Source organism: Saccharopolyspora taberi (assembly GCF_039534165.1).
GTDB lineage: Bacteria > Actinomycetota > Actinomycetes > Mycobacteriales > Pseudonocardiaceae > Saccharopolyspora_D > Saccharopolyspora_D taberi.
The window spans coordinates 25,400-51,609 of record NZ_BAAAUX010000022.1; the positions used below are offsets into that span (position 1 = coordinate 25,400).

Consider the following 26,210-nt stretch of genomic DNA (forward strand, 5'->3'; position numbering starts at 1 on the left):
TCAGCGGAAGATCTTGCGCACCACGACGATCGCGACCAGCGCGCCCACGCCGATCAACGCGTAGCGCACCCGCGGGTCGTTCAGCTTCTCCCGCGCGGTGGCCTTGCCGGACTCCACGAACCGCTTCGGGTTCGCCTTGACGCTCAACTCGTCCAATGTGGCTGCCAGCGCGTCGCGCGCCTGCTCGATGTCGCGCTGGATGGCATCGGGATCACGTGCCACGTGTCCTCCTCGTATTCACCGGCTGATGACACGGTAGATCACCCAGGCGAAGCCTTCCCACCGGCGGTTCGCAGTGTCGCAGGCCGCACACCCGTCGGCGAGCCCGAACTCTGACGATAGGCTGTCACCCAGCGCGGGGGCCGTAGCCCAATTGGCAGAGGCACTAGGTTTAGGTCCTAGCCAGTGTGGGTTCGAGTCCCACCGGCCCCACGAGGCGGCGGATGCTGCTCACCGCAGCTGCGGTTTCGCCGTTGCCCGGCTTGTTGGTTGCGGGGGCCGAGCCCCCGCAGGCCCCCACGGTGCGGTGGCTGGTTTTCGACGGCTCCTCGCGTTGGGTGCCGTTCCCGGCCTGCTCCCGGACCAGCGGTCACGGCAGTACCGACTGCTCCTGAAGCCGACTTCAGCGTCCACAGCGGACACCCCTCAGGAGCGCGCTGTCCGGGCCCGCCGGTTGGCATGCCTGCGGGCGGCGAAGCCGTGCGCCTCGGCCAGCAGCCCGCGAACGGCGTCGAGAGTCGCTTCGCCCGGGTTCACCACGCACACCCAGTGCTGGGAGGCGTACATCGGGTGCGGCATCAGTCGATCCCGCACCGCGTGGTCGAATCCCGTTTCCAGCACGCCTTTCTCGTCGCGAACCGCGGGCGGGGCGCCGAACAGCGAGGTGTAGGTGGCTTTCGTCAGGCCAATGTTGAGGCGGTAGGCACCCGGGGGGTCCAGGTCGGAGACGGTGTCGTAGTTGTCGCCGGTCACGATCGTGGCGAACGGGAACTGGCGCTCCGGTGGGAGATCGCGGTCCGGGTCATAGAGGAAGAACAGGTCGCCGGAGCTTTCCAGGACGTTGATTCCGTCGAAGGTTTCGCGGATGTGGTGGTTCATCTCGTCGGCGTTCACGCCACGAGCCCCTTCCATGCGGGAGAACAAGACCCTTCAAGTGTCTCATTGAAGTCCTTTTTGAGACTTCTGACGGAAATTGCTTGAGCTTTCCGTCTGAAGATTCAAATTGGACCTCAAACCGGGCGGAACCTGTCGGCGGTGTCTGCGATCGTGCGTCGCATGACGCAGATGTGGGCGGACGCGAACCGGGCCGATCCGCCCGGAGTCGCGGGCGAGCGCGAGACGCTGACCGCGTTCCTCGACTGGCACCGGGAGACGCTGGCGGTCAAATGCGCGGACCTGACCGCCGAGCAGCTCAACGAGCGCGCGGTCCCGCCATCCGGCCTGTCCCTGCACGGACTGGTCCGGCACCTCGCGGGCGTGGAGCGCTGGTGGTTGCGGATCCAGTTCGCCGGCGAGCAGCTGCCGCTGCTGCACTACTCCGACGACGACCCGGAGCAGGACTTCGAGCGGCTGGACGGCGACTTCGCCGAGGCGCTGGACACCTGGCGGCGGGAGTGCGACCGATCGCGGGAGATCGTCGCAGGCGCCGCCTCCCTGGACGAGACCGGAATCCGCCGGTCAACCGGCGAACCGGTCACCCTGCGCTGGGTGCTCCTGCACCTGCTCGCCGAGTACGCCCGGCACAACGGCCACGTCGACCTGCTGCGCGAGCGCCTCGACGGCGGCGTCGGCCGCTAGCGCAGCAGCCGACCACCGCGCTTGAGCACCCGGCCCGCGACGAGCACCGTGTCGACGTTGCCGGGATGCGCTGCTCCCGGATCCGGCGCAGGTCCGGCGGATGCGGCTCGGTGCTGGCCGCCAGCCAGCGGTCCGGGTCCGCGCAACTCCACGCCCGGCAACCTATGAGTTCGCGCGCGGGCGAAGTCAACGCGCTCGTCAGCTCTCGAAGAGCCTGCGCAGCACCGGTCGCGCCACTTCCTCCGGATCGCCGCGCTCGGAGATGGCGCCGGTGAGCCAGAGCCCGGCGAAGCCGTGCACCAGCGACCACGCGGCGAGCGCGGTGGTCTCCTCGTCCGGGCGGCTCCCCTGCTGGGAGCGGACGCCGGTGACGAGCAGGGCGTCGGCGCGTTCGCGGGCGGCCACCACCGCGGGGTCGTCGGACCGGTAGAGGCCGGGCTGGAACATGACCTCGAAGTGCGCGCGGTGGTTGATGGCGAACCGCAGGTAGGCGATGCCGACCTCGACGAAGTCGTCGCCCTCGGCCTCCAGGGCATCGCTGAGCAGCGTGTACCCCTCGGCCGCCAGCGCGCTCAGCAGTCCTTTCTTGTCACCGAAGTGGTGCGCGGGCGCGGCGTGCGAGACACCCGCGCGGCGGGCCAGCTCGCGCAGGCTCCAGCCGGAGGGGCCGAATTCGGTGATCGCTTCGGCGGCGGCGTCGAGGATCGCGCGCCGCAGGTCGCCGTGGTGGTAGCTGATGGCGTTCACTCCTTCCACGACCGGGAATTCCTCATGTCCCGAACACAAAATCTGACATCGGTGTCAGAGTCAAGTTCGTCCTGCTCGCCCCTTTCCCGCCAACCGGACCGGCACTATATTCCGAACAAATTTCACGTCTGGAGTGATCGAGATGCCGGTTCCGCGCTTCCCCGCCGACTTCGTCTGGGGCGTGTCCACCTCGGCGTTCCAGATCGAGGGCGGCACCTCCGAAGGCGGCCGCGGGCGTTCGGTCTGGGACACCTTCACCGCCACCCCCGGCCGCGTCGCGCGCGGGGAGAACGCCGACGTCGCCACCGACCACTACCACCGCTACCCCGAGGACGTCGCGCTGATGTCCGAGCTGGGCGTGGACGCCTACCGGTTCTCGCTGGCCTGGCCGCGCATCCAGCCCGAAGGCCGCGGACCGGCCAATCCCGAGGGCATCGCGTTCTACGACCGCCTGCTCGACGCGCTGTGCGAAGCCGGGATCGAGCCGGTCGCCACGCTGCACCACTGGGACACCCCGCAGGCGCTGGAGGACGACGGCGGCTGGCTGAGCCGGGACACCGCTGAGCGGTTCGCCGACTACGCCGCGATCGCGGGCGAGCGCTTCGCGGACCGGGTGAAGATGTGGATCCCGCTCAACGAACCGATGGTCACCTCGATCTTCGGCTACGGGATCGGCGAGTACGCGCCGGGGAAGGCGCTGCTGCTGGACGCGATTCCGACCGCGCACCACCAACTCCTCGCGCACGGCCGGGCCGTGGCGGCGCTCCGGTCGGCAGGCGCGCGGACGGTCGGCACCGCGAACAACCACAGCCCGGTCCGGGGCGACGACCCGGAACCGGTGGAGTTCCTGGACGCGCTGATCAACCGGCTGTTCGCCGACCCGGTCCTGCTCGGCAGCTATCCCGAGGTGCTGCACGACCGGCTGCCGGACGGCTTCGCCGACGACCTCCCGTCGATCGCCGCGCCGCTGGACTTCTACGGCGTCAACTACTACGAGCCGATGGCGGTCCGGGCACCGCGGTCGCCCGGCCCGCTGCCGTTCGAGCTCAGCCCGCTCGAAGGGTTCCCGATGACCACCAACGGGTCCCCGGTGGTGCCGGACGGCCTGCGCGAGCTGCTGGTCCTGCTGCACGAGCGGTACCCGGACCTGCCGCCGCTGCACATCACCGAGAACGGTTGCAGCTTCGACGGGATCCACGACACCGAACGCATCGAGTTCTTGGACGCCCACCTCGGCGCGGTGCACGAGGCCATGACCACCGGTGTCGACGTGCGCGGCTACTTCGTCTGGTCGCTGCTGGACAACTTCGAGTGGTCCAAGGGCTACGCGCCGCGGTTCGGGCTGGTGCACGTCGACTACGACACGCTCGCGCGCACCCCGAAGGACTCGTTCGCCTGGTACCGCGGCGTCATCGAGCGGTCGGGGTGACCGTTCGGGCCGAGCCCGCGGTGCCGGTGCGCGCCGGCTGGATCTCGTTGCTGTTCCTGGCGAATCTCGGGCTGTGGCTGGCTTTCTACGCGCCGATCCAGGTCCTGCTGCCCCGGCAGGCCGAACTGCTCGCGACCGGGGACAAGGAGCTCGTCTTCGGGGTGGTGACCGGGGTGGGCGCGGCGGTGTCGGTGGTGGCCAACCCGCTGGCGGGCGCGCTTTCGGACCGCACCGGCCGCCGCCACCCGTGGACGCTGGGCGGTGCCGTCGTGGGCGCGGCGGGACTATCGGTGCTCGCCGCGGCGGGCGACGTGGTGACGATGACGGTCGGCTGGTGCGTGGTGCAGGCCGGTCTCAACGCCATGCTGGCGAGCCTGGTCGCGGCGCTCCCCGACCGGGTTCCGGTGGTGCAGCGGGCCCGGGTTGGAGGGTTGGTGGGCATCAGCCAGATGCTCGGCACCGTTGCCGGAACGCTGGTGGTGACGCTGCTGGTGACCGGGCTGGCCGAGGGCTATCTCGCGTGCGCGGCACTGGTCGTGCTCGCGGCGGCCGGGTTCGCGCTGCGGACTCCGGACGCGGTGGTGCCGTCCCGCCGGCGTGGGCGGCTGTGGGTGTCGCCACGGCGGTTCCCCGACTTCGCATGGGGCTGGAGCTGCCACTTCGCGATCAACTTGGGGAACGCGTTCGGCACGCTCTACCTGCTGTTCTTCCTCGGCGACGTCGTGCACCACCCCGATCCCGAGACCGGGCTGCTGGTGCTGATGGGGCTCTACGGCACCGCGCTCACCGTCGGCGGCGTCGTCGCGGGCGTGTTGTCGGACCGCACCGGGCGGCGCAAGCCGCACGTGCTCGTGTCCTGCGCGCTGATGGCGCTCGCCGCGCTGCTGCTGGCCGTTCGGCCGACGTGGGGCTCGGCGCTTTGCGCCGCTCCGCTGCTGGGCCTGGGCTTCGGGATCTACTGGGCCGTGGCGCTCGCCCTGCTGACGCAGGTGCTGCCCGCCGCCGACGACCGGGCGAAGGACCTCGGGGTGCTCAACATCGCCAACTCGCTACCGCAGGTCGTGGCCCCTCTGCTCGCCACGCCGATCTTGGGCGCTTTCGGCGGGTATTCCGGGTTGTTCGTCGCTTCCGCCGGGGCGACGTTGTTGGGCGGGGTTTTCGTGAGCCGGGTGCGCGGGGTGGGGTGAGCCCCGTCCTCAGTCGTCCAGCTCCAGCACCGAAAGCACGTTGCCCGCCGGGTCCTTGAACCACGCGATCAGCGGGCCGCCGCCGCGGAAGATCCCCTTGTCGTCAACGCCGAATCCCGCGTAGCGCTCGAAGGTGACGCCGCGCGCCGTCAGGTCGTCGACCGCCTTCTCGATGTCGTCGACCGGGAAGTTCAGGATCGTGAACGACGCGGGGACGTGCTGGTCTCCCTTCGGGTAGACGAGGGTGGGCCGGTCGCCCGCGATGTGCAGGGTCAGCATCCCGTGCTCCTCCGTGACCCGGAGGCCGAGGACCTGGCCGTAGAACTCCTTCGCCTTCGGGATGTCGTCCACGGAGAAACCGCTGAACGCCTTGGTGTCGGTAAGCATGGTCATCCCTCCCGCCGCTTCGTTCGCCGCAAACCCATCGTACTTGCTTTTTACAACTTCGCTCCCCAAGGCGCACCGAGGTTAGAATCAAGCACATGGGGACCCGCACCTACGGGCAGTTCTGCGGCCTGGCGCACGCGCTCGAGATCGTCGGCGAGCGCTGGGCGCTCCTGCTGGTCCGCGACCTCGCCGTGGGGCCGAAGCGGTTCACCGACCTGCGCCGCGGGCTGCCGCGGATCCCGACCAACGTCCTGTCGACCCGGCTGAAGGAGCTCGAACACGCCGGTGTGGTCCAGCGGCGCATCCTGCCCCGCCCGGCCGCGGCCGTGGTCTACGAGCTCACCGAGTACGGGCGCGATCTCGAAGACGTCGTGCTGCGGCTCGGCCACTGGGGTGCGCGTTCGCTCGGCGAGGCCCGTCCGGACGACATCGTCACCACCGACTCGATGGTCATGGCGCTGCGGGCCACCTTCCGGCCGGAGGCCGCGCGCGGCGCGCACGTCGGCTTCGAGCTGCGGATGGGCGAGATCGTCGTGCACGCCCGCGTCGACGACGGCGAGCTGGCGGCCGGTGCCGGCGAGCTGCCCGGCGCCGATCTGGTCGTCGAGGCCGGTCCCCGGCTGCGCTCCCTGCTCTCCGGCGAGATCACCGCCCGGACCGCGCTGGCCGAGGGCAGCGTGCGGATCTCCGGCGACAGCGCGCTGCTCGACCGCTTCACCGAGCTGTTCCGCATCTCCCGGCCGGTCGGGTCCACGTGAATTCCCTTCGGGCGTAATCCGATCGTTTGCACCCGATCGTCACCACGCGGTCACCCGACCGGCGTCGCCGCACGCTCGCGGTCACCCCTCTCAGTCGTCGCGGGCCACCCGCGGAGTCGCGTGGCCCGCTCATCCGGCACATCATGTTCCGCGGACGTTTTTTCCAGCGTTCCCATGCCGAACCCGCGTCTGAAGGGGCGGCGCCGTCCTCTGTGGTCGTTGTTCTCAGGCATCAATGCGCATCGGGAGGCATCGGTGGCAGTTCTGTGCAGACCGGAGATCGCGGTTCCGGAAAACGTGATCACGGTCGAGGAAACCCTCGACCTGGCGCGCACGTTCCACGCCGACCACCCGCAGCTCCCGCTGGTGCTGCGGCTGATCAGCAACACCGGTGTCCGCAAGCGCCACCTGATCCGCCCGATCGCCGAGACGCTGAGCCACCCGGGGTTCGAGGTGCGCAACCGGATCTACGAGGAGCACGCCAGGGCTCGTGTGCCCGAGGTCGTGCGGAAGGCGCTGGCCAACGCGGAACTGCGGGCCGTGGACATCGACCTGATCATCTACGTCTCCTGCACCGGTTTCATGATGCCGTCGCTGACCGCGTGGCTGATCAACTCGATGGGCTTCCGGGACGACACCCGCCAGCTGCCGATCGCGCAGCTCGGCTGCGCCGCGGGCGGCGCCGCGATCAACCGCGCGCACGACTTCTGCACCGCCTACGACGACGCCAACGCGCTGATCGTCGCCTGCGAGTTCTGCTCCCTGTGCTACCAGCCGACCGACAGCGACGTCGGTTCCCTGCTGTCGAACGGGCTTTTCGGCGACGCGGTCGGCGCCGCGGTGGTGCGCGGCCGCGGCGGGACCGGGGTCCGGCTGGAGCGCAACGGCTCGTACCTGATCCCCGACACCACCGACTGGATCTCCTACCTGGTCAAGGACACCGGTTTCCACTTCCGGCTGGACAAGCGGGTGCCGAAGACGATGGAGCCGCTGGCACCCGCCCTGCGCGCGCTGGTGGAGGACCACCAGTGGGAGGTCGACGAGCTCGACTTCTACGTCATCCACGCGGGCGGTCCCCGGATCCTGGACGACCTCACCAAGTTCCTCGGCGTGCCGCCGGTGGCGTTCCGGCACAGCAGGTCGACGCTCACCGACTACGGGAACATCGCCAGCGCCGTGGTCCTGGAAGCGCTGCGCCGGGTGTTCGACGAAGGCTCCCTGACCGCGTCGGCGCGCGGGGTGATCGCCGGGTTCGGTCCGGGCATCACCGCCGAGATGTGCGTGGGCACCTGGGTTCCGCGCGAGGTCCACATCCACCGCCCGATCGACTCCCCCCGCACGTCCTTCCTGGAGGCGAGCTGACATGCCGCGCGACTACGTCCCGGCCGACATCGCGGGTCTGGGTTTCGACCCGGAACTGCGGGACATGCTGCACAACGAACCGGTGGCAAGGGTCCGCCTCGCCTACGGCCAGGGCGAGGCGTGGATCGTGACCCGCTACGAGGACGTCAAGTTCGTCACCTCCGACGCGCGGTTCAGCCGGGCCGCGGTGATCGGCGCACCGACACCGCTGATGACCAAGCACCGGATCCCGGCGGACCGCGCGGTGAGCTTCTCCGACCCGCCCGAGCACGCCCGGGTGCGCCGGGTCGTGGCCAAGGCGTTCGCGCAGCGCAACGTCGAGCAGATCCGGCGCCGCACCGAGCTGACGCTCAACGACCTCGTGGACGCCATGCTGGCCGCGGGGCCGCCCGCCGACATCATCGGGCACGTGACCTCGCCGTTCCCGATGGCCGTGGTCGGCGAACTCCTCGGGATTCCGCAGACCGAGCACGCCTGGCTGACCGACTGCGCGACCACGGTCCTGACCAAGACCCGCGACCAGGCCGCGGTCGACCGGGTCAACCGGATCAAAAGCGACGTCTCCGCCTACTTCCTCGCCCAGGCCGAGCGACGCCGCACCGAGCCGCGCGACGACCTGCTGACGGTGCTCGCCGAGGCCCGCGACCGGGGCGAGATCGACGACGAGGAGCTGACCGCGCTGACCCTGCTGGTGGCGCTGAACGGATGGCACGGCGTCCGCAACAACAGCTCGAACATGGTCTACCTGCTGCTCACCGAACCCGGGCTGCAGGAGCGCCTGCTCACCGAGCCCGGCGCGGTTCCCCGTGCGGTGGAAGAACTTCTGCGCTTCATCCCGCACAAGAACGGCGTCGGGATCCCCCGGATCGCGACCGAGGACGTGGACATCCGGGGCGTGCGCATCCGCGCGGGCGACGTCGTGCACGTCTCCTACGTCTGCGCGAACTGGGACCCCGAGGTGTTCGCCGAACCGGAACGGATCGACATCGACCGGCCGGACGTCCAGCACCTGGCGTTCGGCCACGGGACGCACTACTGCATGGGACCGCTGCTGGCCAGGATGGAGCAACAGCTGCTGATGTCCACGCTGCTCAACCGGCTGCCGAGCCTCCGGCTCGCGGTCGCGCCCGACGAGGTCCGCTGGCAACCGGACGCGCTGATCCGCGGTCCGGTCGAGCTTCCCGTGGAGTGGTGATGACCGGACTCATCGTCCCGCCCGGCGAGGGGCGCACGATCACGACCGGAGCGCAGCAGGTGACGTTCAAGGTCACCGACGACGAGACGGCGGCGGCGTCGAGCTTCGAGGTCGTCGTCCCGCCCGGTTTCGACGTCGGCGCGCACGTGCACAAGACGAGCCAAGAGCTCTTCTACGTGCTTGACGGCGAACTCGACCTGCTCGCGTTCGAACCGATCACGCGCACCGGTCCGAACTGGACCGAGTGGGAAAGCGCTACGGGACAACGAGTTCACCGTGCCGGGCCGGGCAGCGTCATGTTCGTCCCGCCTGGGTGTCCGCACGCGTTCCGCAACCCCACCGCGGAACCGGCGAAGATGTTCTTCCAGTCGGCGCCGCCCACCAACCACGAGCGGTATTTCGAGGAACTGCTGGAGATCCTGGATGCGCCGGGCGAGATCGACTTCACCGCTATCGAGGAACTCCGGCGGCGCAATGACATCGAGCAGCTGACGCCGCTCAAGTTCGACGGCTGACCCCGGTGTGGCGGTGCTGTCCGAGGCACCGCCACACCGGTAATCCTCAGCGGTGGGCCGGGAACTCGACCACCTGCTGGTAGGTCGGCCGGTTCTGCCAGCTGATCTTCTCCTGGCTGATCCCGCCGATCTTGCTGTGCACGATCGAGTCGGCGCACCACTGGTCGCCGGCCTCGCAGTCGGCGTCTCCCGGGTACGTCTCCTCCGACGGGGCCGCCTCCGCCTGCCGCAGCGTGTCCAGCAGCATCTGGCGGCACGCGGACAGATCACCGTCCCCGCACATCGGGCGGTCGAAACCGCCTGCCACGGGATCGCCCAGCACGCCCCGGATGTCCTTGGACACCTGGCCGAACCAGCCGTGCTGGAACGCCGAACCCTGGTGCCCCTGCCCGACGTGCAGGCCGGGTTCGCCGTTCTGCCAGCCCGACGGCGACTCGTTGATGCCCATCACGTCGGTCAGGGCGCCGTAGGCGTCCGGGCCGAGTGAAGGCTCGAACTCACCTCGCACCAGCAGCGGCCACCAGGCGTCCATCAGCTCGATCGCGTCGGCGTGGGCGTAGGTCTTGCTGCCCGGTTCGGTCTCCGTCCGCTTGCCGCCATCGGCCTGCCACGCCCGCAGCCGCTCGACCAGCTCCGCGGTCCGCGGATCGGTCACGGGCGCGCTGTCGATCACCCGCAGCAGGTCCGGGAGGTTCCGCTCCGCGCGTAAGTCGGTGACCCCCGCATCGGCCATGGCCTGGGTCAGGTTGACCCGGTTCACCTTGCCGCCGCCGGCGATCAGGTCCCGCACCCGCCCGTCGAGCAGATCTCCGCGTTGCACGGCTGTCATCTCCAGGCCGGCGGCGGTCATGTCCTGCGCCTGCTTGTTGTTCCAGCTGATGTAGAAGTCCTGGTTGACCGAGTTCGGATGTTCGGCGAAGGCCGTGTAGTCGGCGGTGTTGTCCGCCGGGTTCCAGCCCTGCCACTCGAACGCGGGATCCGAGACGACCGGCATGCTCGGGTCCACAGTGGGTGGTCGGACGACGTTGGCACCGGAGTTGAAGTACGCGGTGTCCTTCGAATCCGCGTAGAACCAGTTGAAGGTGTAGTTGATGTCGTGCGCCGCGCGCTGGAAGGTCTCCGCCGAGTTCACCGCTCCGGGGTCGTTGAACTTCTGGAACCCGATGATCGAGTCGACCTCGTGCATGAAGGTGGAGCGAGCCGTCGTGTAGGCGACCGGCTTCCCGCCCACGGTCGCGCGGTGGGTCACCGGGCCGTAGCGGGTGCGGAAGGACACCAGCCGGTAGGAACCGGCCGGGGTGTCGTCGCCGAGGTTCGGTTCCCAGGCGTTCTTGCGCTCGACGGTCTGCATCGGCAGGCATTCGCCGCGGAACAGGTAGTAGTTCGAATCCCTGGTGACCGGCGCTCCGCTCGGTTCGCACAGCTCGACGGCGTAGGTGTCGATGATGTCCTGCGCCGCCGTCGTCGCGCTCCACGAGTAGTCCTGACCGCGACCGAGCAGGGTGTAGAAGCTCAGCCCGGCGAAGGAAGCGCCCTTGGACGAGATGCCAGGCCCCTGAAGCTCCTGGAGCGTCAGCAGCTGCGGAGAGAAGTACCCGGTCTGCGGGCCGAAAACGGCGACCGGGTGGCCGCTCTCGGTGTGCGCGCCGGAAACCACGAGGGCGTTGGACATCCCCCTCGGCTCCGCCATCGCACCCGGCGCGACGCCGTCGTCGAACATGCCCCGCAACGGAGCGACCGGATCGCTGATCTCACCCGGTGGCAACGGCGGCCGGGTCGTGGAATCCGGCTGTGTGTCGGGCTCCTCCCGGGTCGCCGAGCCGGTCGGGTCGAACACCAGCTGCTGGGGGATCACCGATCCCCTGTCGGGCATCGCCGCGCCCTGCGGGTTCGCCGGCGACTGGGCGTACGGGAACGACTGTCCATCGTGGAGCGTGGAGATCGCCTCCGGGTCGTTCTCGGCGCGGAACGCCCGCCACACCTCCTCGCCCCGCTCCGGACCGAACCGCTCGTGCAACGACATGCGGGCCACGGCGTTCTGCACCTCGTTGCCGCCACCGCCGCCGAACTGCGCACCGACCAGCGACGCCAGCACCACGAGGTCGGTGAGCTTGAAGGGCTCGATCCGGCCCTCGTTGGTGATCGCGTCGATGTGCCCGGTCGCCACGTACTCGCCCGGGAAGTACCGGCCGCTGTGGGACTGCTGGATGTAGGTGTTGATCCCATCCACATAGGACTGCGCGTCGGCCAGGGCGCGCTTGCCCGCCTCGCCGTGCTGGGCGGCGCTGTCGATCTGGGCCTGGAGCTCCTGCTCGGTGTAGGGCGAGCTGGCGAAGAAGCGCTGCTCCAGCTGGCGGTTCGCCTCCGCGCCACCGGCGAACGGCGTCACCTCACCTCGCCCGGCGCGGCGCATGGCGTCCATCAGGAACAGCTTGTCCTCGGCGGTCGCGTACCCCGCGCCGAAGGTGGTTCCGGACCGGGTGGTGCCGTAGATGTGCGGAATCCCCGCCGTTTTGTCGCGCACGACGGTGACGTCCGCGCGGGGCTGGTACCTGCGCTCCACCTGGTCGTCGGGCACGCCGAACGAGTTGTCGTTGAAGAACTCGTCGATGGTGCCGGTGGTCAGCTCGCGGTAACCGGGCACCAGCTGGTCGTACTTGCCGATCTGGTCGTCGGAATGCTTCGGGCGGGTGCCGAACAGCATGTGCGCGGCCAGCTCGGCCAGCGTCGCGTTGCCGTTCTGCCCGGGAGGGAGGATGTGGTGGCACTGGTCGCCGCAGTAGTCGGTGACCGGCGGCGGAGCGGGTTCGGCGGCCGAGACCGGCGCCGCCAGCAGCGAACCCACCACCGCCGCGGCACCGGCCACCGCCACGACGCGCTGACGTCGAGACATGCGCGGGTCCCTTCGTTGGTGACGTGGCGCACGCTAGTGAATCGGGATGAAAAACGAAATGGATTCACATTTAGATTACTCCGAATGCCGCAGCCCGGGTGCCCGACCTCGCGCGACAGGACCGGAATCGCCTGCGGTGCGGGGAAAAGCACTCCCGCGCTCAGGACACCTCAAGGCCCTTCCAGCGGGCGTTCTCCAGCGACAGCGCGTCCCACAGCCGGTTCAGCGGGTGGTCCGGGGTGTAGGACTCCCGCTCGCCGCGCCGGGTGAACGCCCCCACCAGGACCTCCAGCTTCGGCTCCAGGTCGTTGACCAGCTCGACCGTGCGCAGCCCCTGCCCCTCCGGCATCCGGCCGTCGTCGGCGGCCTCCCCTATCCCCTGGGTCACCAGCATGCACGCGTGCAGCAGGTCCGAGCGCAGCAGCTCGAAGCCGTAGCGCACGTCGTCGATCTCGGCGGCGATGTCGAGTTTGGACCGGAACTCCGGGCCGAACCAGCCCCGGAGGAATCCCGAGATCAGTCCGCTGCTGGGGATCACCAGCGGCAGGGTCGGCAGTTCCCGCGCACCGAGCGAGTTCCCGAGCAGCGGGCTCTCGGGCAGGTTCGTCACCAGCGTCAGCCCGCTGCGGCGCCACTCCATCACGTCGTAGGGCAGCAGTCCCTCGTCCGGACCGCTGTGCGTGAGCGCGCTGCCGCAGACCAGGTCCACCTGCTTGTCCCGCAGCGCCGAGAGCAGATCCCTCGTGCGCAGGTGCACGATCTTGAGCTCGACCCCGCGCTGGTGGAACTCGTCGGAGATGTGCTCGGCCGCGTTCGCCAAAAAACCGAGCGTGAACCTGGTGGTACCGACGGTGATCGTCTCACCGAGCAGCCTGCGCGATTCGTCCACGCCGTCCAGCCAGTCGTCCAGCGTCTTGCGGGCGATCTCGACGAATGCCTTGCCACTGCCGGTGAACAGCACGTCCTTGCCACGCCCCTGCTTGAGCACCAGCTGTTCACCGCACAGCTCCCGGAAGTTCCGGTTGAGCGTGTCGAGCTGCTTCTGCACGCTGGACTGCTCGCGGCCGAGAGCTCGGGCGGCGCGCAGCGCGGTTCCCTCCTCGTACACCACGACCAGGGTTCTGAGCTGGTCCATTGTGGTGTCGAGCAGCGCCGCCGACGTGTTGAGCAGCCTGCTCCGGCCGTCCGGCGACGGCAGCCTCAGGGGTCCGGGTAACGGCATGGTCCTTCTCGCTTTCGAGTGCGGCGAACAAGGAGTGTAGACCCCGCAACTGATCCCCACTTCACATCAAATTATCCGGGGAATTCTTTGCCGCAGACCTGGAATCGCTTGCAGCTCAATGCAATGATCTCCGCGGCTCGGACGGCCGATGGTTTCGAACGGATAACGTTCGCACCGGGAGCAGAACCCGCGGCAGCGGGCGTACGTCTGGGTCTTCGCAAGCAACGAGACCGCGGTGCGCCGGCGCAGCGCGGCTCGGTGGAAGGAATTCCCGAAACACCACGCGCGCACGAGTCGCGGCGGACCACGCGGTCGCGCCGCGGATTCGTCGCGAGATCCGGGCCCGCTTCCCCCAAGCGTTCCCGGAATTCCCAGCTGCGCGCGGTGCCGGATCCTGCCGTTTTCCGATCCCCCAAGGAGAAGTAGGACAGTGACGTACTCGCAGACCGCCCCGGCGCACGGCGGGGCCCCGGCCGGACCCCCGAAGCGGCCGGTGATGCTGCTCGTGCTGCAGATCGTCGGCGCGATCGCCGTGCTGCTGCCGCTGATCAGCTCGATCATGATCTACGCCGGTGGCCGCGGCCTGGCCGAGGACAACGTGGAGAAGGCGCTCGACTCCTACAGCTGGCTGTTCGAGGCCAGCGGTGTGAGCACCGACGACGTCATGTCCCTGAAGGAGAGCTGGCCCGAGATGTGGGACCAGATGATCGACGGCTACGCCGCCCAGCTGGGCGTCTGGGCCGGGATCGAGATCTTCTTCAGCGTCGTGATGCTGATCTGGGTCGTCTTCGCCCGCCACACCTGGGCCCGGGTGCTGATCACCATCTTCGCCCTCATCAACGCGCTGGTGCACCTGATCTTCGTCTCGGTGTCCTCCCCGCCGGACTCGATCGAGATCATGATGGTGATCGCGATGGTGGTGAACCTGGTCGCGCTGGTGCTGTGCTGGATGCCGCCGGTGCTGCGCTACGCCAAGGCGCTCAAGCTGGCCAAGATGGCGCAGGCGGCCGGTTTCGCCCGCTGACACCGGGTCCGTCCACAACGGACCCGTCTGCAGCCGGGGCCGCCGTCGGGAGCCCGGCGAGCCCCGGCCCGCTTCCGGCCCGGCACCTTCGAGGTGCCGGGCCGTTCGGCGGTTCTCAGGCGGCCCGGAGCCGCTGGCGCTGGGTGCCGAGCCCGTCGATCTCCAGCTCCATCACGTCGCCCGCGGCGAGGTAGGGGAACCGGCCCGACATCGCGACGCCCTCCGGGGTTCCGGTGTTGACCAGATCACCGGGCTCCAGCGTGACGTACTGGGACAGGTGCCGGATGATCTCGGCCACCGCGAAGATCATGTCGGCCGTGCTGGACTCCTGCCTGGCCTGCCCGTTGACCCGGGTCCGCAGGCCGAGCCGCTGCGGGTCGCCGAGGTCCTCGGCGGGAACCAGCCACGGACCGACCGGGTTGAACGTCTCGTGGCACTTGCCCTTCGACCACTGCCCGCCGGACTGCTCGATCTGGAACGCCCGCTCCGAGACGTCGTTGGACACGACGAAGCCCGCGACGCACTCCGCCGCCTGCTCGGCGCTGTCGAGGTACCGGGCGCGGCGGCCGATCACGGCACCGAGCTCGACCTCCCAGTCGGTGCGGGTGCTCCCGCGCGGGATCACCACGTCGTCGTAGGGACCGACCACGGTGTTCGGGTGCTTGAGAAACAGGATCGGCACCTCGGGAGGCGTCGAACCGGACTCGGCGGCGTGCGCGGCGTAGTTCTGGCCGATGCACAGCACCGCGCCCGGCCGCGCGATGGGCGCGCCGACCCGCAGACCGGTGCCGTCGGCGGGGTCGTGCACCTCGGTGAGCTCGCCTGCGGCCAGGGCCGCCCGGGTGCGGGCGAACCCGTCTCCCCCGAGGAACCCGGCGTCGATGTCGGCGGTGACGGTGGACAGATCGAACAGCCGGCCCTGCTCGTCCGCCACGTGCGGTCGTTCGGCCCCGACCGGGCCCAACCTCAGAAACCTCATCTCGCTCCTTCTGCTCGCGATGACGCCGCGCGGACCGCCCTGGCTCGGCCGGGAGGGGCGTCGCCCCACGACCAGGCCGGTCCGGCGCAGCCTCCCGACTTTCCACGGTCGGGGCAGGTCTGGCAAGGGGTCGACCCGGCCGATCAGCGGTAGGCGGCCAGCGCGCCGACCACCAGGTCCCAGAACCGGTCGGCGTCGAGCCCGAGCGCCACGTCGGCGTTCGGCGCTCGCCCGGTCCGCCTCGCGAGGTCGGCGACGGTCGCACCGGCGGTCAAGTCGCCCCGCGTCTCGACCTCGACGTTCACCCGGACCGTCCGCACCAGCGACGGATCGGCGACCCGGGCGACGGCGACCGGATCGTGCAGCGGCGGGGCCTCGAAGCCGAACACCTCGCGGTAGGTCGAGCCGAAGAAGGTCATGAGGTCGACCGCGATGTCCCCGACGGTGGTGCCGAGAGAGCGCAGTCGGGCGAGGACATCAGGAGTCACCAACGCCTGGTGGGTGACGTCGAGCCCGCACATCGTCACCGGCAGTCCGGACCTGAACACGATCCGTGCCGCTTCCGGGTCGGTGGCGGCGTTGAACTCGGCCAGCGGTGTGACGTTGCCGCGCCCGGTGCTCCCGCCCATCCACGAGATCTCCCGGATCCGCCCGGTGATCTCCGGATGGGCCAGCAGGAGCGCGGCCACGTTGGTCAGCGGCCCGGCCGCGACCACCGCGACCGGCGACTCCGCCTCGGCGAGCGTGCGCCGCAGCAGCTCGACCCCGCCCACCTCGCTCGGCCGGACGGTGGTCGGGCCCCACTCGGGGCCGTCGAGCCCGGACTCCCCGTGCACGTCAGCGGCCACCCGCAGCCGCCGGACCAGCGGCCCGGACGCACCAGCGGCCACCGGCACGTCGGTCACCCCGGCGACCGAGAGCACCCGGCAGGCGTTGCGCGTCACCTTCTCCAGCGACTGGTTCCCGCCGACGGTGGTGACGGCCCGCAGATCGAGCGCGTCGGACGCCGCCGCGAGCAGGATCGCGATCGCGTCGTCGTGCCCGGGATCGCAGTCCAGCACCACCGGAACGGTCATAGCGCCTTCGCGATCTCGGCGGCGACGGCGACGTTGTTGCGGTAGGCCGCGACGTTGGCCTCCAGGCTCCGGCCGCCGGTGGCCCGCCGGATGTGGTCGAGCAGGAACGGCGTGGTGGCGTGACCGCTGATCCCCTGCTGCGCGGCGGCTTCCCACGCCTCGGCCAAAACCCGTTGGTGCGCCTCGGGATCGAGCTGTTCGTCGGCCGGAACCGGGTTCGCGACCAGCAGAGCCGAAGGCACGTCGAGCGCGCGCTGAGCGCGGAAGATCGCGGCGACTTCCTCGGGCGTGTCGGCGGAATGGTCAAGCCCCAGCCCGGAATCGGCCACGTAGAAACCGGGAAAGCGCCGGGTCACGTACCCCACGACCGGGATGCTGAGGGTCTCCAGCCGCTCCAGCGTCGCGGGCACGTCCAGGACGGACTTCACGCCCGCGCTGACCACGACCAGCGGCGTCGAGGCCAGGGTCAGCAGGTCGGCCGACTCGTCGAACGACGTCGACGCGCCGTGGTGCACGCCGCCGACGCCGCCGGTGGCGAAGACGCGGATTCCCGCCTGGTGCGCCAGGAACGCGGTCGCCGCGACGGTCGTGCCGCCGCTGAGCCCGCGGGCCGCGGCGATCGGCAGATCGCGCAGGCTGAGCTTCGCGGCGCGGTCGTCGGAGGCCAGCCGCTCGATCGAGGAGGGAGCGAGCCCGACCACCGGGGTGCCGCCGATCACGGCGACGGTCGCGGGCACCACGCCGCGGTCGCGGAGCAACCGCTCGGCTCCGGTCGCCGCCGCGAGGTTCTCCGGCCGGGGCAGGCCGTGGGTGAACAGCGTCGATTCCAGCGCGACGACCGGGTTCCCGTCCGCGAGCGCGTCCCGGACCTCCGGCGCGACCGTGACCGCCATGGCGCCTCCCGATCGGTGACTCGCCAAGCCTACTGGGAAAAAGCCCTGCCGTAAGCTCGACCGGACCCGCTGATCCGCTGCCGAGGAGGCGAGAACGTGCGCGGACTGTTCGCCCTGGCCGCTGCCACCGACACCGCGATGGCCCTGCTGGGCCGCTCGCGCGAGCGGCGGCTCACCAAGACGGCGCTGATGCCCGCGCTCGCCGCCGAGCTCCGCCCGGCGCGGCTCGGCGCCGCGCTCGGCCTCGCCGGCTCCTGGGTCGGCGACGTCGCCCTGCTCCGCGACGACGACCGCGCGTTCCGCGCGGGCCTCGCCTCGTTCCTCGGCACCCACGTCGCCTACGCGGCGACCTTCGCCGCCCGCGGCGAACGCCCGAAGCCGCTGCACGTGCTCCCGATCGCGGCCGCTACCGCGGCCTCCGCGGCGGCCTTCGGCCGGATGGCCGGGCCGCTGCGCCGCCCGGTCATGGCCTACGCGGCCACCATCGGGACGATGGCCGCTGCCGCGACCACGCTGCGCGGCCCCGGCTCCGGACGCGTGCTGGCGGGCGCGGCGACGTTCGTCGCCTCCGACAGCCTGCTGGCCCTGGCCCGCTTCGGCCTGGCGGAGAAGTGGCGCCGCCCGGCGGACGCGGGCGTCATGGCGACCTACACGCTCGGCCAGTGGCTGATCCACGACGGCCTGCGCCGCCACTCGTAAGTCCGAAGTGGACAGTGAGCGCGAACAACGGGGCGGACCCCGAAGGATCCGCCCCGTCCCGGAGTCGACCGCGCGTCACTTGCCCGCGTTGATCTGCTCCATCAGCGCGTCGTAGTAGGTGCCCACGCGGGCGTACACGCCGGGCTTGCCCGGACGGGCGCAGCCCTCGCCCCACGAAACCACGCCGACCAGCTTGTTCTCGACGACCATCGGGCCGCCGGAGTCACCCTGGCAGCTGTCGACACCGCCCTCGGGCAGGCCGGCGCAGACCATGCCCTCCGGGTTGTACTCGCCGTAGGCCTGCTTGCAGGTGTCGTCGGAGGTGATCGGGACGTTGGCCTTCTGCAGGTGGTCGGCCTGCTGGCCGCCCTCGCTGGTGTTGCCCCAGCCGAGGATGGTGGCCTGGGTGTCCGGCGCGTAGCCCGGGTCGTCGGCCTTGGCCAGCTCGATCGGGGCCTCCTGGACCGGCGCCTCCAGCGTCAGCACCGAGACGTCGAAGCCCTGCGCGGCGTCCTGGTACTCCGGGTGCACCCAGACGTTGGTGACCTTGGACTGGGTTCCCTCACCGGAGCTCATCACGGTCCGGCCGCTGACCACGTTGATGTCAGCGGGCTGCGAGTCGACGGTGCAGTGCGCCGCGGTGACGACCTTGTTCGGGGCGGCGAGCGTGCCACCGCAGAACTGCTGACCGTCCGGAGTCACCAGCGCGACGGTGAACGGGTGGTCCTGGATGTTGGCGTCCTCGCCACCGACGATGAACGGGCGGACGTCCGACGAGGTGTCCGGAGCGGCGTTCGCGACGGAACCCGCGGCGAGCGCCGACAGGGCGACCGCGGTGATTCCGGCTAACCGCGCGAACTTGCGGGAGCCATCGACCATGGTGATCTCCTTGTCTGTCGTGCCCTGAGGCAGTCGTGCTCACGAAGACCCCAGAACGGTGCGGCAACTGCTACGCACAGCAACCGATCGACCGCACGATAATCGGCACGGCAGGCGGACCAAAAGAACGGATAATTGCCGTTTACCAGAAGATCCAGTACGAAAGTCGCAGCCATCGGCGGGCTGCCCGCCGGCTTCACAGAGGTGTCCCCGGCGCGCCCCGAACGCACCGGAGACACCTCTACCGCCGCCGTTGCGACCGCGGCTGCCAACGGTCCCCGTACCGTGGCTGACACGTCCGCGAGGCCCCGACCGCCACTGAGCGGAACGTGTCAGTTCTGGTGTACCTATCCTGGTTGGAATATTCCAGACCCGTTCGGCGGAGATGCGCCTCTTGATCGTTGAACTGCTCGGGCTAGCGACCGCTTCGCAACCGGTTGGTCCGTTCAACGCGTCCGGTGCTGCGCCGGACGCCTCAACGCGACACGAGCCCCGCGTCGTACGCCAGGAGTCCGGCCTGCGTCCGATTGCTGCATTCGAGCTTCACCAGCATGCGCGAGACGTATCCCTTGACCGTCGCCTCGGACAGGAACAGCGCGTCCCCGATCTGCGCGTTGGACATGCCCTGCCCCAGGCAGATCAGCACCTCGCGCTCCCGGTCGGTGAGCTCCTGCACCAGCGTCCTGGCGCGCTGGCTGTTCTCGTCGGACGACGCCGCCACCAGCCGCCGCGTCGCCTCCGGCGACAGCACCGTGTGCCCGTCGGCGGCCACCCGGACCAGGCCGATCAGGTCCTCCGGCGGAGTCGACTTCACCAGGAACCCCGCCGCACCGGCCCGCAACGCGCGAAGCACGTACTGGTCGGCGTCGAAGGTCGTGAGCGCCACGACCGCGGGCGGGTTCGGCAGCTGCGTGATCCGCTCGATCGCCGTGAGGCCGTCCACCCCCGGCATCCGCAGATCCATGAGCACCACCCTGGGTAGCCGGCGGACCACCACCTCCACGGCGGCGGCACCGTCCTGGGCGTCGCCGACGACGTCGATGTCCGGCGCGGAGCCGAGGATCGTGCGCAGGTGCGCGCACACCATCGGCTCGTCGTCGACCACGACGACGCGAATCGGTTCACTCACTGGCAGCCTCCGAAGTCGGCACGTAAGCGGGCAGCACCACGTCGACCTCGAACCCGCCGTCGCCCAGGTAGCCCGCGCGCAGCGTTCCACCGACCAGGTCGACGCGTTGCCGCAACCCCAGCAGACCGGTTCCCGACCCGCTCAGCGCCAGGTCCGCGGCAGGCACCACCGATGATCCGGAGTTGCGGATGATCAACCGCACCCGGTCCGGGGTATAGGCGGTACGCAACCACACCTTGGCTCCTGGGGCGTGCTTGTAGACGTTGGTGAGGGCTTCCTGCACCACGCGGCGGGCCGTGCGGCCGACCGCGGGCGACACCCTGGCCGAACTGCCCTCTTCCTCGAACTCGACGGAAATGCCGGCGGCTTCCGAACGTTCGATCAGATCGGCCAGGTCGGGTAATGGCCCCACCTCCGCTTCCTCCCGGTGCTCCTCCTCGTCCGGACCTCGCCGCAGGACCCCGACGAAATCGCGCAGTTCGGTCAGCGCCTCGCAGCCGCTCGACCGCAGCTGTTCGGCAGCGGCTCTTGTTTCCTCGTCCTTGGCCGTGATCCCCAACGCGCCCGCCTGCAGGACCATCAGGCTGACCCGGTGGGTGACCACGTCGTGCATCTCCAGCGCCAGCCGCGCCCGCTCGTCCACGCGCGCCTGCTCGGCGAGCAGGTGCTGCTCGCGCTCGGCCCGCTCCGCCCGGTCCCGCAGCGCCTGGACCAGGCGTCTTCGCGCGCTCACGTAGAGCCCGAGCAGCGCTGGGAAGACGGTCAGGATGACGGCGCTGGAGATCACGCTGGCCGGTGTCTCCACCCACGGCCGGGCCGCCAGGAAGATCAGCAGTCCGATGAGGCCCCAGCCGACCAGCCACCGGGCTCGCGTCGCGGTGTAGACGACGACGGCGTAGATCGCGAACGGGGTCTCCCCGGTGGTCCACGCGTCATCCATCCGGTTCACGATGAGCAGCGGCCCCGGCCCCTGCTCGATGAGCACCGCCTGGATCGTGCCCAGGACAGCGACGAACGTGAGCAGCGCAAGCGGATATCGCCGTCTGGCCAGCAAGGCCAGACCGCACAGGTCGGTCAGCGCGCCGCTCATGCCGATGCCGCCAATCCAGTCGTACTGGTCCGGCGGCGTGTCCGGGGGGAACAAGTGCTTCAGCACCTTGTCGAGCGCGGTCAGGAAAATGACCAGACCGATGTCGAAGGTGGCCTCGCGCTTGGTGTTCCAGAGCAGGCGCCACAGGGGGCGCTTCATGTGGCACACCGTAGCCACGCTCCGCCCGGCTTTTCCGGAAAACCCTTCCAGCGTCGGGTCCGGAACCTACGAAAGTTGCAGTTGGTCCCGAAGTTAGCGACCTTCGTCGTTCTGAACACGACTAAGCGCCGTAGCCGGGCGGCTCTCGCTCCAAGTTGAATCGTCGGCAGATCTTGTGGAGACGAGGGGGAACGATGGTTCAGGCGACGCTCGGCGCGAGGGCAGCGGCACCCGCCGCCGGGCATCCGCATCCGCTGGCGCGATGGCCGGTGCTCGCAATCACCTGCGCCGTCGTGCTCGTGCACGTCGCGGTCAGCCCGTTCGGCGAGCACTGGATCGACGAGGTCTACATGCTGGCGGCCGGGAAGTACCACCCGGACTGGGGCTACGCCGACCAGCCGCCGATCGCGCCGTTGGTGGCCGCCGCGATGGACTGGCTCGCACCCGGCTCGCTGCCGCTGCTCCGCCTGCCCGCCGTCCTGGTGGCAGCAGCCGCGGTACCGCTGACCGCGCTGATCACCAGGGAGTTCGGCGGCGACCGGCGAGCCCAGGTGATCGCCTCGGCGGCCACCGCGACCGGGCTGTGGGCGGCGTTGATCGGCCACTGGGTCACGCCCTACACCTTCGAACCGACCCTGTGGCTGCTGCTGACCTGGTTGCTGGTCCGGTGGATCCGGCTGCACCACGACGGCCGACCGGACGACCGGCTGCTGCTCGCGGCCGGAGCCGTCACGGGGCTGACGCTCCAGACGAAGTTCCAGATCCTGATCCTCGGGGCGGCGCTGCTGCTCACCATGCTCGTGTTCGGCCCGAGGCGGCAGCTGGCCCGGCCGATGCTGCTGGCCGCTGCCGCGATCGCGGTGCTGATCGCGCTGCCCACGCTGATCTGGCAGGCGAACCACGATTGGCCGCAGCTGCGCATGGGGCCGGTGGTCGCCCAGGAGACGCCCGTGCTGTCCGGGGGGCGGTTGGGCACCGCGGCATCGACGCTGCTGTACGCGGGAATCGCCGGGGCGCCGCTGCTGTGCTACGGCGTGTGGCGACTGGTGACCGCGGCCGAGATGCGGATGTACCGCTTCCTCGGTGTGACAACGGTCCTGCTCTACGTCTTCTTCGTCGCGACGGCCGCACGACCGTACTACCTGCTCGGTCTCTACGGCGTCGCCTTCGCGGCCGGAGCGGTCGGCCTGCAACGGCGCCGCGAGGTCAAGCGGGCGAGGCTGCGCTGGGTCGCCTGGCCCGCGTTCGGCCTGTCGGCCGCCGCGGCGCTGGGTGTGGTGTGGTTGTCCATCGGCTTCACGTCGTCGCTCCTCGGAATCACCAGCCCCACGCTCGTCGCGGACGCCGGCCACGCCTACAACGCCCTTCCGGAGCAAACCCGATCGCACACCGCGATCCTGACCCAGAACTACGTCGCTGCGTCGTACCTCGACGTGCTCGGGTCCGAGAACGGACTGCCCCGGGCGTTCAGCCCGCACCGCGGCTACGGCTACTTCCCGCCACCGGACGAAGCAGCCCAGCACGTGCTCTACGTGGGTTCGGACCCCGGCGCGCTCCGGGAGCACTTCACCGAGGTCGAGCAGCTTCCCGGGAACACCGCGATGTGGTTCCTCAGCGGCAAGCAGGAGAGCTGGGCGGTCCTCTGGCCGGAGGTCAGACACCTGTGACCGCGCACGACGCCCGCCCGGCACGGCACGGTGCCGTTTCGGCGCGCGACCGGCGGAGCCGCTGGAAGAATGACCGGCACGCAACAAGAAATGAGGCAATCGTGTCCGAACCGACCGTGCGGATCACAGCGCCGAAGCTGCGCCCACCCCGCAATCGCGTCGACCGCCGGGCGATCTCCTGCTGGACCGTCCAGGCGCTGCTGACCGTCGCGGTTCCCGCTATCGCGCTCGCGATCTGCGCGGCGACCATCCCGCCCGCGCGCCTGTGGCTCCTGCTCGCGCTCGTCGTGGTGGTCGTGCCCGGGATCGCCTACATCCTCGTGATGCCGCGCTGGCGGTACGCCGTGCACCGCTGGGAGACCACCGCGGACGCGGTCTACACCGCCTCCGGCTGGATCAGCCAGGAGTGGCGGGTGGCACCGATGTCGCGGATCCAGACCGTCGACACCGTTCGCGGACCCGTCCAGCAGCTGTTCAACCTCGCGAGCGTCACCGTGACCACCGCGTCGGCGGCCGGACCGCTCACGATCGAAGGGCTCGACCGCCAGGTCGCGAGCGACCTGGTCGACCAGCTGACCGCCACCACCCAGGCGACCCGGGGTGATGCAACGTGACATCCCCGCAGGGCGACCGGCCCGCCATGCCCGACGGTCCGGCGGTCGCCGGTACCGGTGACGACGGCTGGCAGCGGCTCGACAGCAGGACGATCTTCGCCACCGCGGTCCTCGTGCTGGCACCGCTGATCCCGACCGTGGCGATCATGCTGCTGTCCGGCGCGGGCATGACCCCGCTCCTGATCACCGCGGGCATCTGGCTGGCGATCGCCGTCCTGCTGTCCGCCGGGGCGGGCTACGAGTGGTCCGTGACGCGGTACCGGGTGACCTCCGAACGCGTCGAGCTGCGCAAGGGAACGCTGTCCCGGAGCCACCGCTGGATCCCCCGCGACCGGATCCGCAGCGTCGACCTCACCGCGGACCCGGTGCACCGGGTGCTTGGCCTGTCCGTGGTCAAGATCGGCACCGGGCAGTCCGGCGGCGACGACGCCGACCTCAAGCTCGACGCGATCCCGAAGGCCGACGCCGAGGCTCTGCGCCACGAGCTGCTGCATAGCCCCCAGCCCGGAACCGCGGGAACCGCAGAGCAAGCCCCACCGGCGGACGGCGTGCTGGCGGTGCTCAAACCGGCCTGGCTCGGATACGGAGCCCTGACGGTCTCGCTCGCGGCGATCGTCTGGGGTGCCATCGGCTCGGCCTTCGGTTCGTTCCGGGAACTGCTGGAGGCGTACAACGTCTTCGCAATCATCGGCGAGTGGCTCAAAGACGTACCGCTGTGGTTGACGATCACCGGCGGCGCGATCGCCGCCGTGATCTCCGGCATGGTCGGTGCGCTCGCGCTGTCGGTCGAGATGTGGTGGGGGTTCCACCTCACCCGCGAACGCGACACCACGCTGCGCGTCCGGCGCGGCCTGCTGACCACCCGATCGGTTTCACTCGAAGAGCGCAGGATGCGCGGCGTCGAGGTCGCCGAGCCGCTGGTGCTGCGGTGGGCCCGCGGGGCCCGCACCAACGCGGTGGCGACCGGCCTCCAGGAGTCGAAGGACGGCAAGCACACCGAGAGCAAGGCGCTGCTGCCGCCGGCTCCGCGCGCGGAGGCCCAGCGGGTCGCGGCGCTCGTACTCCGGGAACCGGAACCACCGACCAACGGCGCCCTGCGCGGTCATCCGCGGGTCGCGCTCCGGCGCCGGGTGACGTGGGGCATCGCCGCCACGGTCCCGTTCATCGCCGCCGCGGTGGTCTCGGCCGCGCTCGGCTGGATTCCAATGTGGACGATCGCGGTAGTGACGGTGGTGGGCGTGGCGATCGCGATCGCGGCTGGGTTCGACGCCTACCGCAGCCTCGGGCACCAGGTGAGCCCCAAGTACCTGATCATGAGGCGTGGCACCGGAATCCGGCGCACGGTGGCCCTGCAACGGACCGGAATCATCGGCTGGCGGGTCAAGCAGTCGCTGTTCCAGCGCCGTTCCGGCCTCGTCACCGTCTCGGCGATCACCGCCGCCGGTGCGGGTGCGTACAAGATCCCCGACGTGTCCGCGGGAGAAGGACTGGCGGTTGCCGAGCATGCCGTTCCGGGCCTGCTCCAGCCGTTCCTCGAAAGGGAGGTCAGCCGGGTTTGACCGCGCGCAGCGCGTACATCAGCGGGACGCGGGGGTCGGTGTCGGGCAGACGCCACCACCCGTTGTCCGCGCGCACCATCGATTCCCACCGCGGCCACGGGAGCAGCTCCGTTTCCCGCAGGCTCCGGATGGTCAGGCCCGCGCCGGCGAGTGCGTTGATCACCTCACCGAGGCTGTGGGGCCACTCGTAGACGACCGTCGCCTCGCTCAGCGGCGGGCCGTCGGTGTAGGTGCGGGTCGCGTCGCGTTTCACAGGGCCGCGCCCGGGCAGGTAGTCGTGGCGGAGCAGCAGTTCCGGGCCGTCGCCGGGACCGGGGACCGGGCCGAGCGAGTTCAGCACCGGGTGGAACTCGACCACGTAGAGGGCTCCGCCGGGACGCAGGAGTTCGGCCATGACTCCCGCCCACCGCTGGAGATCCGGCAGGTAGCACAGCGATCCCTTGCCGGTGTAGACCAGATCGAAGTCGCGGCCGTCGAGGGCGTGCACCGCGTCGTAGACGTCGGCGTGCACGTACTCGACGTTCGCGCCGGCTTCGGCGGCGATCCGCCGGGCCTGGTCGATCGCGGCGGACGAGAAGTCGAGTCCCGTCGTCGACCGCGCGCCCCGGCCGGCGAACGCCAGCGTCTCGGTTCCGAGGTGGCACTGCGGATGCAGCACGTCGAGACCGTCCAGCTCACCGATGTCGATCCACTCGAACGGAGCGAACCAGTCCACCGGCCGCCGGACTCCCAGCCCGTAGAACTCGCTGGCCACGTGCACGGGAGTCCGGGCGTCCCAGTTCGCCTGGTTGGCCCGCATCCGCGCCGCGGTGGCCTCGTCGAATCCACCGGCCGCGTCGAATCCACCGGCCGCGTCGAATCCACCGGCCGCGTCGAATCCACGGGCCTCGTCGAATCCACCGTCCACCCTGTCCTCCTCGTCGGCACCGGGTGGGCTCCGCCCACCGAGA

General features: G+C 70.2%; 26 protein-coding genes and 1 tRNA gene. 13 read left to right on the plus strand and 14 right to left on the minus strand.

Annotated elements, in window-relative coordinates; translation table 11 throughout:
* The gene (locus ABD691_RS26120; protein WP_344684096.1) at window positions 1-222 is read right to left on the minus strand and encodes a DUF3618 domain-containing protein; all 222 of its coding nucleotides are present in this window, start codon (window positions 220-222) and stop codon (window positions 1-3) included.
* Window positions 223-358: 136 nt separating this feature from the next.
* Here ABD691_RS26120 and ABD691_RS26125 point away from each other — a divergent pair.
* Window positions 359-432: transfer RNA gene (locus ABD691_RS26125), tRNA-Leu, on the plus strand.
* Between the two features lie 213 nt (window positions 433-645).
* Here ABD691_RS26125 and ABD691_RS26130 read toward each other — a convergent pair.
* On the minus strand, window positions 646-1,113 hold the full coding sequence (locus ABD691_RS26130) for a DUF6194 family protein (protein ID WP_344684099.1): 468 nt from the start codon (window positions 1,111-1,113) through the stop codon (window positions 646-648).
* 162 nt (window positions 1,114-1,275) lie between these two features.
* On the opposite strand from ABD691_RS26130, the gene ABD691_RS26135 reads away from it, so the two are divergent.
* Entirely contained in the window at window positions 1,276-1,797 is a 522-nt protein-coding gene (locus ABD691_RS26135; RefSeq protein ID WP_344684101.1) for a DinB family protein, read from the plus strand.
* Here the strand turns inward: ABD691_RS26135 and ABD691_RS26140 are convergent.
* Together ABD691_RS26140 and ABD691_RS26145 are read right to left on the minus strand one after the other, a co-directional pair.
* Window positions 1,794-1,949, minus strand: coding sequence for a hypothetical protein (locus ABD691_RS26140; RefSeq protein WP_344684102.1), 156 nt, complete (start codon window positions 1,947-1,949; stop codon window positions 1,794-1,796). The genes ABD691_RS26135 and ABD691_RS26140 overlap by 4 nt on opposite strands.
* A 46-nt stretch (window positions 1,950-1,995) precedes the next feature.
* Window positions 1,996-2,544, minus strand: a complete 549-nt coding sequence (locus ABD691_RS26145; RefSeq protein WP_344684189.1) for a TetR/AcrR family transcriptional regulator — start codon at window positions 2,542-2,544, stop codon at window positions 1,996-1,998.
* 142 nt (window positions 2,545-2,686) lie between these two features.
* On the opposite strand from ABD691_RS26145, the gene ABD691_RS26150 reads away from it, so the two are divergent.
* Both ABD691_RS26150 and ABD691_RS26155 read left to right on the plus strand, forming a co-directional pair.
* Window positions 2,687-3,973, plus strand: a complete 1,287-nt coding sequence (locus tag ABD691_RS26150) for a GH1 family beta-glucosidase (RefSeq protein WP_344684104.1) — start codon at window positions 2,687-2,689, stop codon at window positions 3,971-3,973.
* The gene (locus ABD691_RS26155; protein WP_344684106.1) at window positions 3,970-5,160 is read left to right on the plus strand and encodes an MFS transporter; all 1,191 of its coding nucleotides are present in this window, start codon (window positions 3,970-3,972) and stop codon (window positions 5,158-5,160) included. Before ABD691_RS26150 ends, ABD691_RS26155 begins: the two co-directional genes overlap by 4 nt.
* A 9-nt stretch (window positions 5,161-5,169) precedes the next feature.
* Here the strand turns inward: ABD691_RS26155 and ABD691_RS26160 are convergent, their stop codons facing one another.
* Entirely contained in the window at window positions 5,170-5,553 is a 384-nt protein-coding gene (locus ABD691_RS26160) for a VOC family protein (RefSeq protein WP_344684108.1), read from the minus strand.
* A gap of 89 nt (window positions 5,554-5,642) precedes the next feature.
* Between ABD691_RS26160 and ABD691_RS26165 the strand changes: the two genes are divergently transcribed.
* The 4 genes from ABD691_RS26165 (at window position 5,643) to ABD691_RS26180 (ending at window position 9,377) form a co-directional block, all read left to right on the plus strand.
* Window positions 5,643-6,305 (plus strand): winged helix-turn-helix transcriptional regulator, encoded by a 663-nt coding sequence (locus tag ABD691_RS26165; RefSeq protein WP_344684110.1) that lies wholly within the window; start codon window positions 5,643-5,645, stop codon window positions 6,303-6,305.
* A gap of 255 nt (window positions 6,306-6,560) precedes the next feature.
* Window positions 6,561-7,667, plus strand: a complete 1,107-nt coding sequence (locus tag ABD691_RS26170) for a type III polyketide synthase (protein WP_344684112.1) — start codon at window positions 6,561-6,563, stop codon at window positions 7,665-7,667.
* A 1-nt stretch (window position 7,668) separates the two neighbouring features.
* Window positions 7,669-8,862 (plus strand): cytochrome P450, encoded by a 1,194-nt coding sequence (locus ABD691_RS26175; RefSeq protein WP_344684114.1) that lies wholly within the window; start codon window positions 7,669-7,671, stop codon window positions 8,860-8,862.
* Window positions 8,862-9,377 carry a cupin domain-containing protein gene (locus tag ABD691_RS26180; protein ID WP_344684115.1) on the plus strand — a complete coding sequence of 172 codons (516 nt, stop codon included), beginning with the start codon at window positions 8,862-8,864 and terminating at the stop codon, window positions 9,375-9,377. Before ABD691_RS26175 ends, ABD691_RS26180 begins: the two co-directional genes overlap by 1 nt.
* Window positions 9,378-9,423: 46 nt before the next feature.
* On the opposite strand, the gene ABD691_RS26185 is transcribed toward ABD691_RS26180, so the two are convergent.
* Window positions 9,424-12,270: a penicillin acylase family protein gene (locus ABD691_RS26185; protein ID WP_344684117.1), complete on the minus strand. Its 2,847-nt coding sequence runs from the start codon at window positions 12,268-12,270 to the stop codon at window positions 9,424-9,426.
* 160 nt (window positions 12,271-12,430) lie between these two features.
* Window positions 12,431-13,492 carry a LysR family transcriptional regulator gene (locus tag ABD691_RS26190; protein WP_344684119.1) on the minus strand — a complete coding sequence of 354 codons (1,062 nt, stop codon included), beginning with the start codon at window positions 13,490-13,492 and terminating at the stop codon, window positions 12,431-12,433.
* A 430-nt stretch (window positions 13,493-13,922) separates the two neighbouring features.
* Between ABD691_RS26190 and ABD691_RS26195 the strand changes: the two genes are divergently transcribed.
* Window positions 13,923-14,516 carry a hypothetical protein gene (locus tag ABD691_RS26195; protein WP_344684121.1) on the plus strand — a complete coding sequence of 198 codons (594 nt, stop codon included), beginning with the start codon at window positions 13,923-13,925 and terminating at the stop codon, window positions 14,514-14,516.
* Between the two features lie 115 nt (window positions 14,517-14,631).
* Here ABD691_RS26195 and ABD691_RS26200 read toward each other — a convergent pair whose 3' ends face one another.
* The 3 genes from ABD691_RS26200 to ABD691_RS26210 form a co-directional block, all read right to left on the minus strand.
* Entirely contained in the window at window positions 14,632-15,495 is an 864-nt protein-coding gene (locus tag ABD691_RS26200; RefSeq protein WP_344684123.1) for a fumarylacetoacetate hydrolase family protein, read from the minus strand.
* A gap of 143 nt (window positions 15,496-15,638) precedes the next feature.
* Window positions 15,639-16,571, minus strand: a complete 933-nt coding sequence (locus ABD691_RS26205; RefSeq protein WP_344684124.1) for a nucleoside hydrolase — start codon at window positions 16,569-16,571, stop codon at window positions 15,639-15,641.
* Window positions 16,568-17,464 (minus strand): pseudouridine-5'-phosphate glycosidase, encoded by an 897-nt coding sequence (locus ABD691_RS26210; RefSeq protein ID WP_344684125.1) that lies wholly within the window; start codon window positions 17,462-17,464, stop codon window positions 16,568-16,570. The genes ABD691_RS26205 and ABD691_RS26210 overlap by 4 nt, the downstream gene beginning before the upstream one ends.
* A 96-nt stretch (window positions 17,465-17,560) precedes the next feature.
* Here ABD691_RS26210 and ABD691_RS26215 point away from each other — a divergent pair, with 96 nt between their 5' ends.
* Complete coding sequence (locus ABD691_RS26215; RefSeq protein ID WP_344684126.1) at window positions 17,561-18,163, plus strand: lysoplasmalogenase; 603 nt, start codon at window positions 17,561-17,563, stop codon at window positions 18,161-18,163.
* Between the two features lie 75 nt (window positions 18,164-18,238).
* On the opposite strand, the gene ABD691_RS26220 is transcribed toward ABD691_RS26215, so the two are convergent.
* The 3 genes from ABD691_RS26220 to ABD691_RS26230 all read right to left on the minus strand — a co-directional run bounded on the left by ABD691_RS26220 (window position 18,239) and on the right by ABD691_RS26230 (window position 21,420).
* Entirely contained in the window at window positions 18,239-19,042 is an 804-nt protein-coding gene (locus tag ABD691_RS26220; protein WP_344684128.1) for a S1 family peptidase, read from the minus strand.
* A 475-nt stretch (window positions 19,043-19,517) separates the two neighbouring features.
* Window positions 19,518-20,171, minus strand: coding sequence for a response regulator (locus ABD691_RS26225; protein ID WP_344684130.1), 654 nt, complete (start codon window positions 20,169-20,171; stop codon window positions 19,518-19,520).
* Complete coding sequence (locus tag ABD691_RS26230) at window positions 20,164-21,420, minus strand: sensor histidine kinase (protein WP_344684132.1); 1,257 nt, start codon at window positions 21,418-21,420, stop codon at window positions 20,164-20,166. Before ABD691_RS26230 ends, ABD691_RS26225 begins: the two co-directional genes overlap by 8 nt.
* Window positions 21,421-21,614: 194 nt before the next feature.
* Here ABD691_RS26230 and ABD691_RS26235 point away from each other — a divergent pair, with 194 nt between their 5' ends.
* The 3 genes from ABD691_RS26235 (at window position 21,615) to ABD691_RS26245 (ending at window position 25,260) form a co-directional block, all read left to right on the plus strand.
* A complete protein-coding gene (locus ABD691_RS26235) occupies window positions 21,615-23,087 on the plus strand; it encodes a glycosyltransferase family 39 protein (protein ID WP_344684134.1) in 1,473 nt (490 codons plus the stop codon).
* 98 nt (window positions 23,088-23,185) lie between these two features.
* Complete coding sequence (locus ABD691_RS26240; protein WP_344684192.1) at window positions 23,186-23,701, plus strand: PH domain-containing protein; 516 nt, start codon at window positions 23,186-23,188, stop codon at window positions 23,699-23,701.
* Window positions 23,698-25,260, plus strand: a complete 1,563-nt coding sequence (locus ABD691_RS26245; RefSeq protein ID WP_344684136.1) for a PH domain-containing protein — start codon at window positions 23,698-23,700, stop codon at window positions 25,258-25,260. The genes ABD691_RS26240 and ABD691_RS26245 overlap by 4 nt, the downstream gene beginning before the upstream one ends.
* Here ABD691_RS26245 and ABD691_RS26250 read toward each other — a convergent pair.
* Window positions 25,247-26,167, minus strand: coding sequence for a class I SAM-dependent methyltransferase (locus tag ABD691_RS26250; protein ID WP_344684137.1), 921 nt, complete (start codon window positions 26,165-26,167; stop codon window positions 25,247-25,249). The two genes, ABD691_RS26245 and ABD691_RS26250, sit on opposite strands and share 14 nt — an antisense overlap.
* Window positions 26,168-26,210: the final 43 nt, after the last annotated feature.

Excerpts from the sequence above, each read along its gene's own strand:
- ABD691_RS26135 (WP_344684101.1), top strand. The coding sequence starts at position 1,276 with ATGACGCAGATGTGGGCGGACGCGAACCGGGCCGATCCGCCCGGAGTC.
- ABD691_RS26150 (WP_344684104.1), top strand. The coding sequence starts at position 2,687 with ATGCCGGTTCCGCGCTTCCCCGCCGACTTCGTCTGGGGCGTGTCCACC.
- ABD691_RS26160 (WP_344684108.1), bottom strand. The coding sequence starts at position 5,553 with ATGACCATGCTTACCGACACCAAGGCGTTCAGCGGTTTCTCCGTGGAC.
- ABD691_RS26165 (WP_344684110.1), top strand. The coding sequence starts at position 5,643 with ATGGGGACCCGCACCTACGGGCAGTTCTGCGGCCTGGCGCACGCGCTC.
- ABD691_RS26175 (WP_344684114.1), top strand. The coding sequence starts at position 7,669 with ATGCCGCGCGACTACGTCCCGGCCGACATCGCGGGTCTGGGTTTCGAC.
- ABD691_RS26180 (WP_344684115.1), top strand. The coding sequence starts at position 8,862 with ATGACCGGACTCATCGTCCCGCCCGGCGAGGGGCGCACGATCACGACC.
- ABD691_RS26185 (WP_344684117.1), bottom strand. The coding sequence starts at position 12,270 with ATGTCTCGACGTCAGCGCGTCGTGGCGGTGGCCGGTGCCGCGGCGGTG.
- ABD691_RS26190 (WP_344684119.1), bottom strand. The coding sequence starts at position 13,492 with ATGCCGTTACCCGGACCCCTGAGGCTGCCGTCGCCGGACGGCCGGAGC.
- ABD691_RS26200 (WP_344684123.1), bottom strand. The coding sequence starts at position 15,495 with ATGAGGTTTCTGAGGTTGGGCCCGGTCGGGGCCGAACGACCGCACGTG.
- ABD691_RS26205 (WP_344684124.1), bottom strand. The coding sequence starts at position 16,571 with ATGACCGTTCCGGTGGTGCTGGACTGCGATCCCGGGCACGACGACGCG.
- ABD691_RS26210 (WP_344684125.1), bottom strand. The coding sequence starts at position 17,464 with ATGGCGGTCACGGTCGCGCCGGAGGTCCGGGACGCGCTCGCGGACGGG.
- ABD691_RS26220 (WP_344684128.1), bottom strand. The coding sequence starts at position 19,042 with ATGGTCGATGGCTCCCGCAAGTTCGCGCGGTTAGCCGGAATCACCGCG.
- ABD691_RS26230 (WP_344684132.1), bottom strand. The coding sequence starts at position 21,420 with ATGAAGCGCCCCCTGTGGCGCCTGCTCTGGAACACCAAGCGCGAGGCC.
- ABD691_RS26235 (WP_344684134.1), top strand. The coding sequence starts at position 21,615 with ATGGTTCAGGCGACGCTCGGCGCGAGGGCAGCGGCACCCGCCGCCGGG.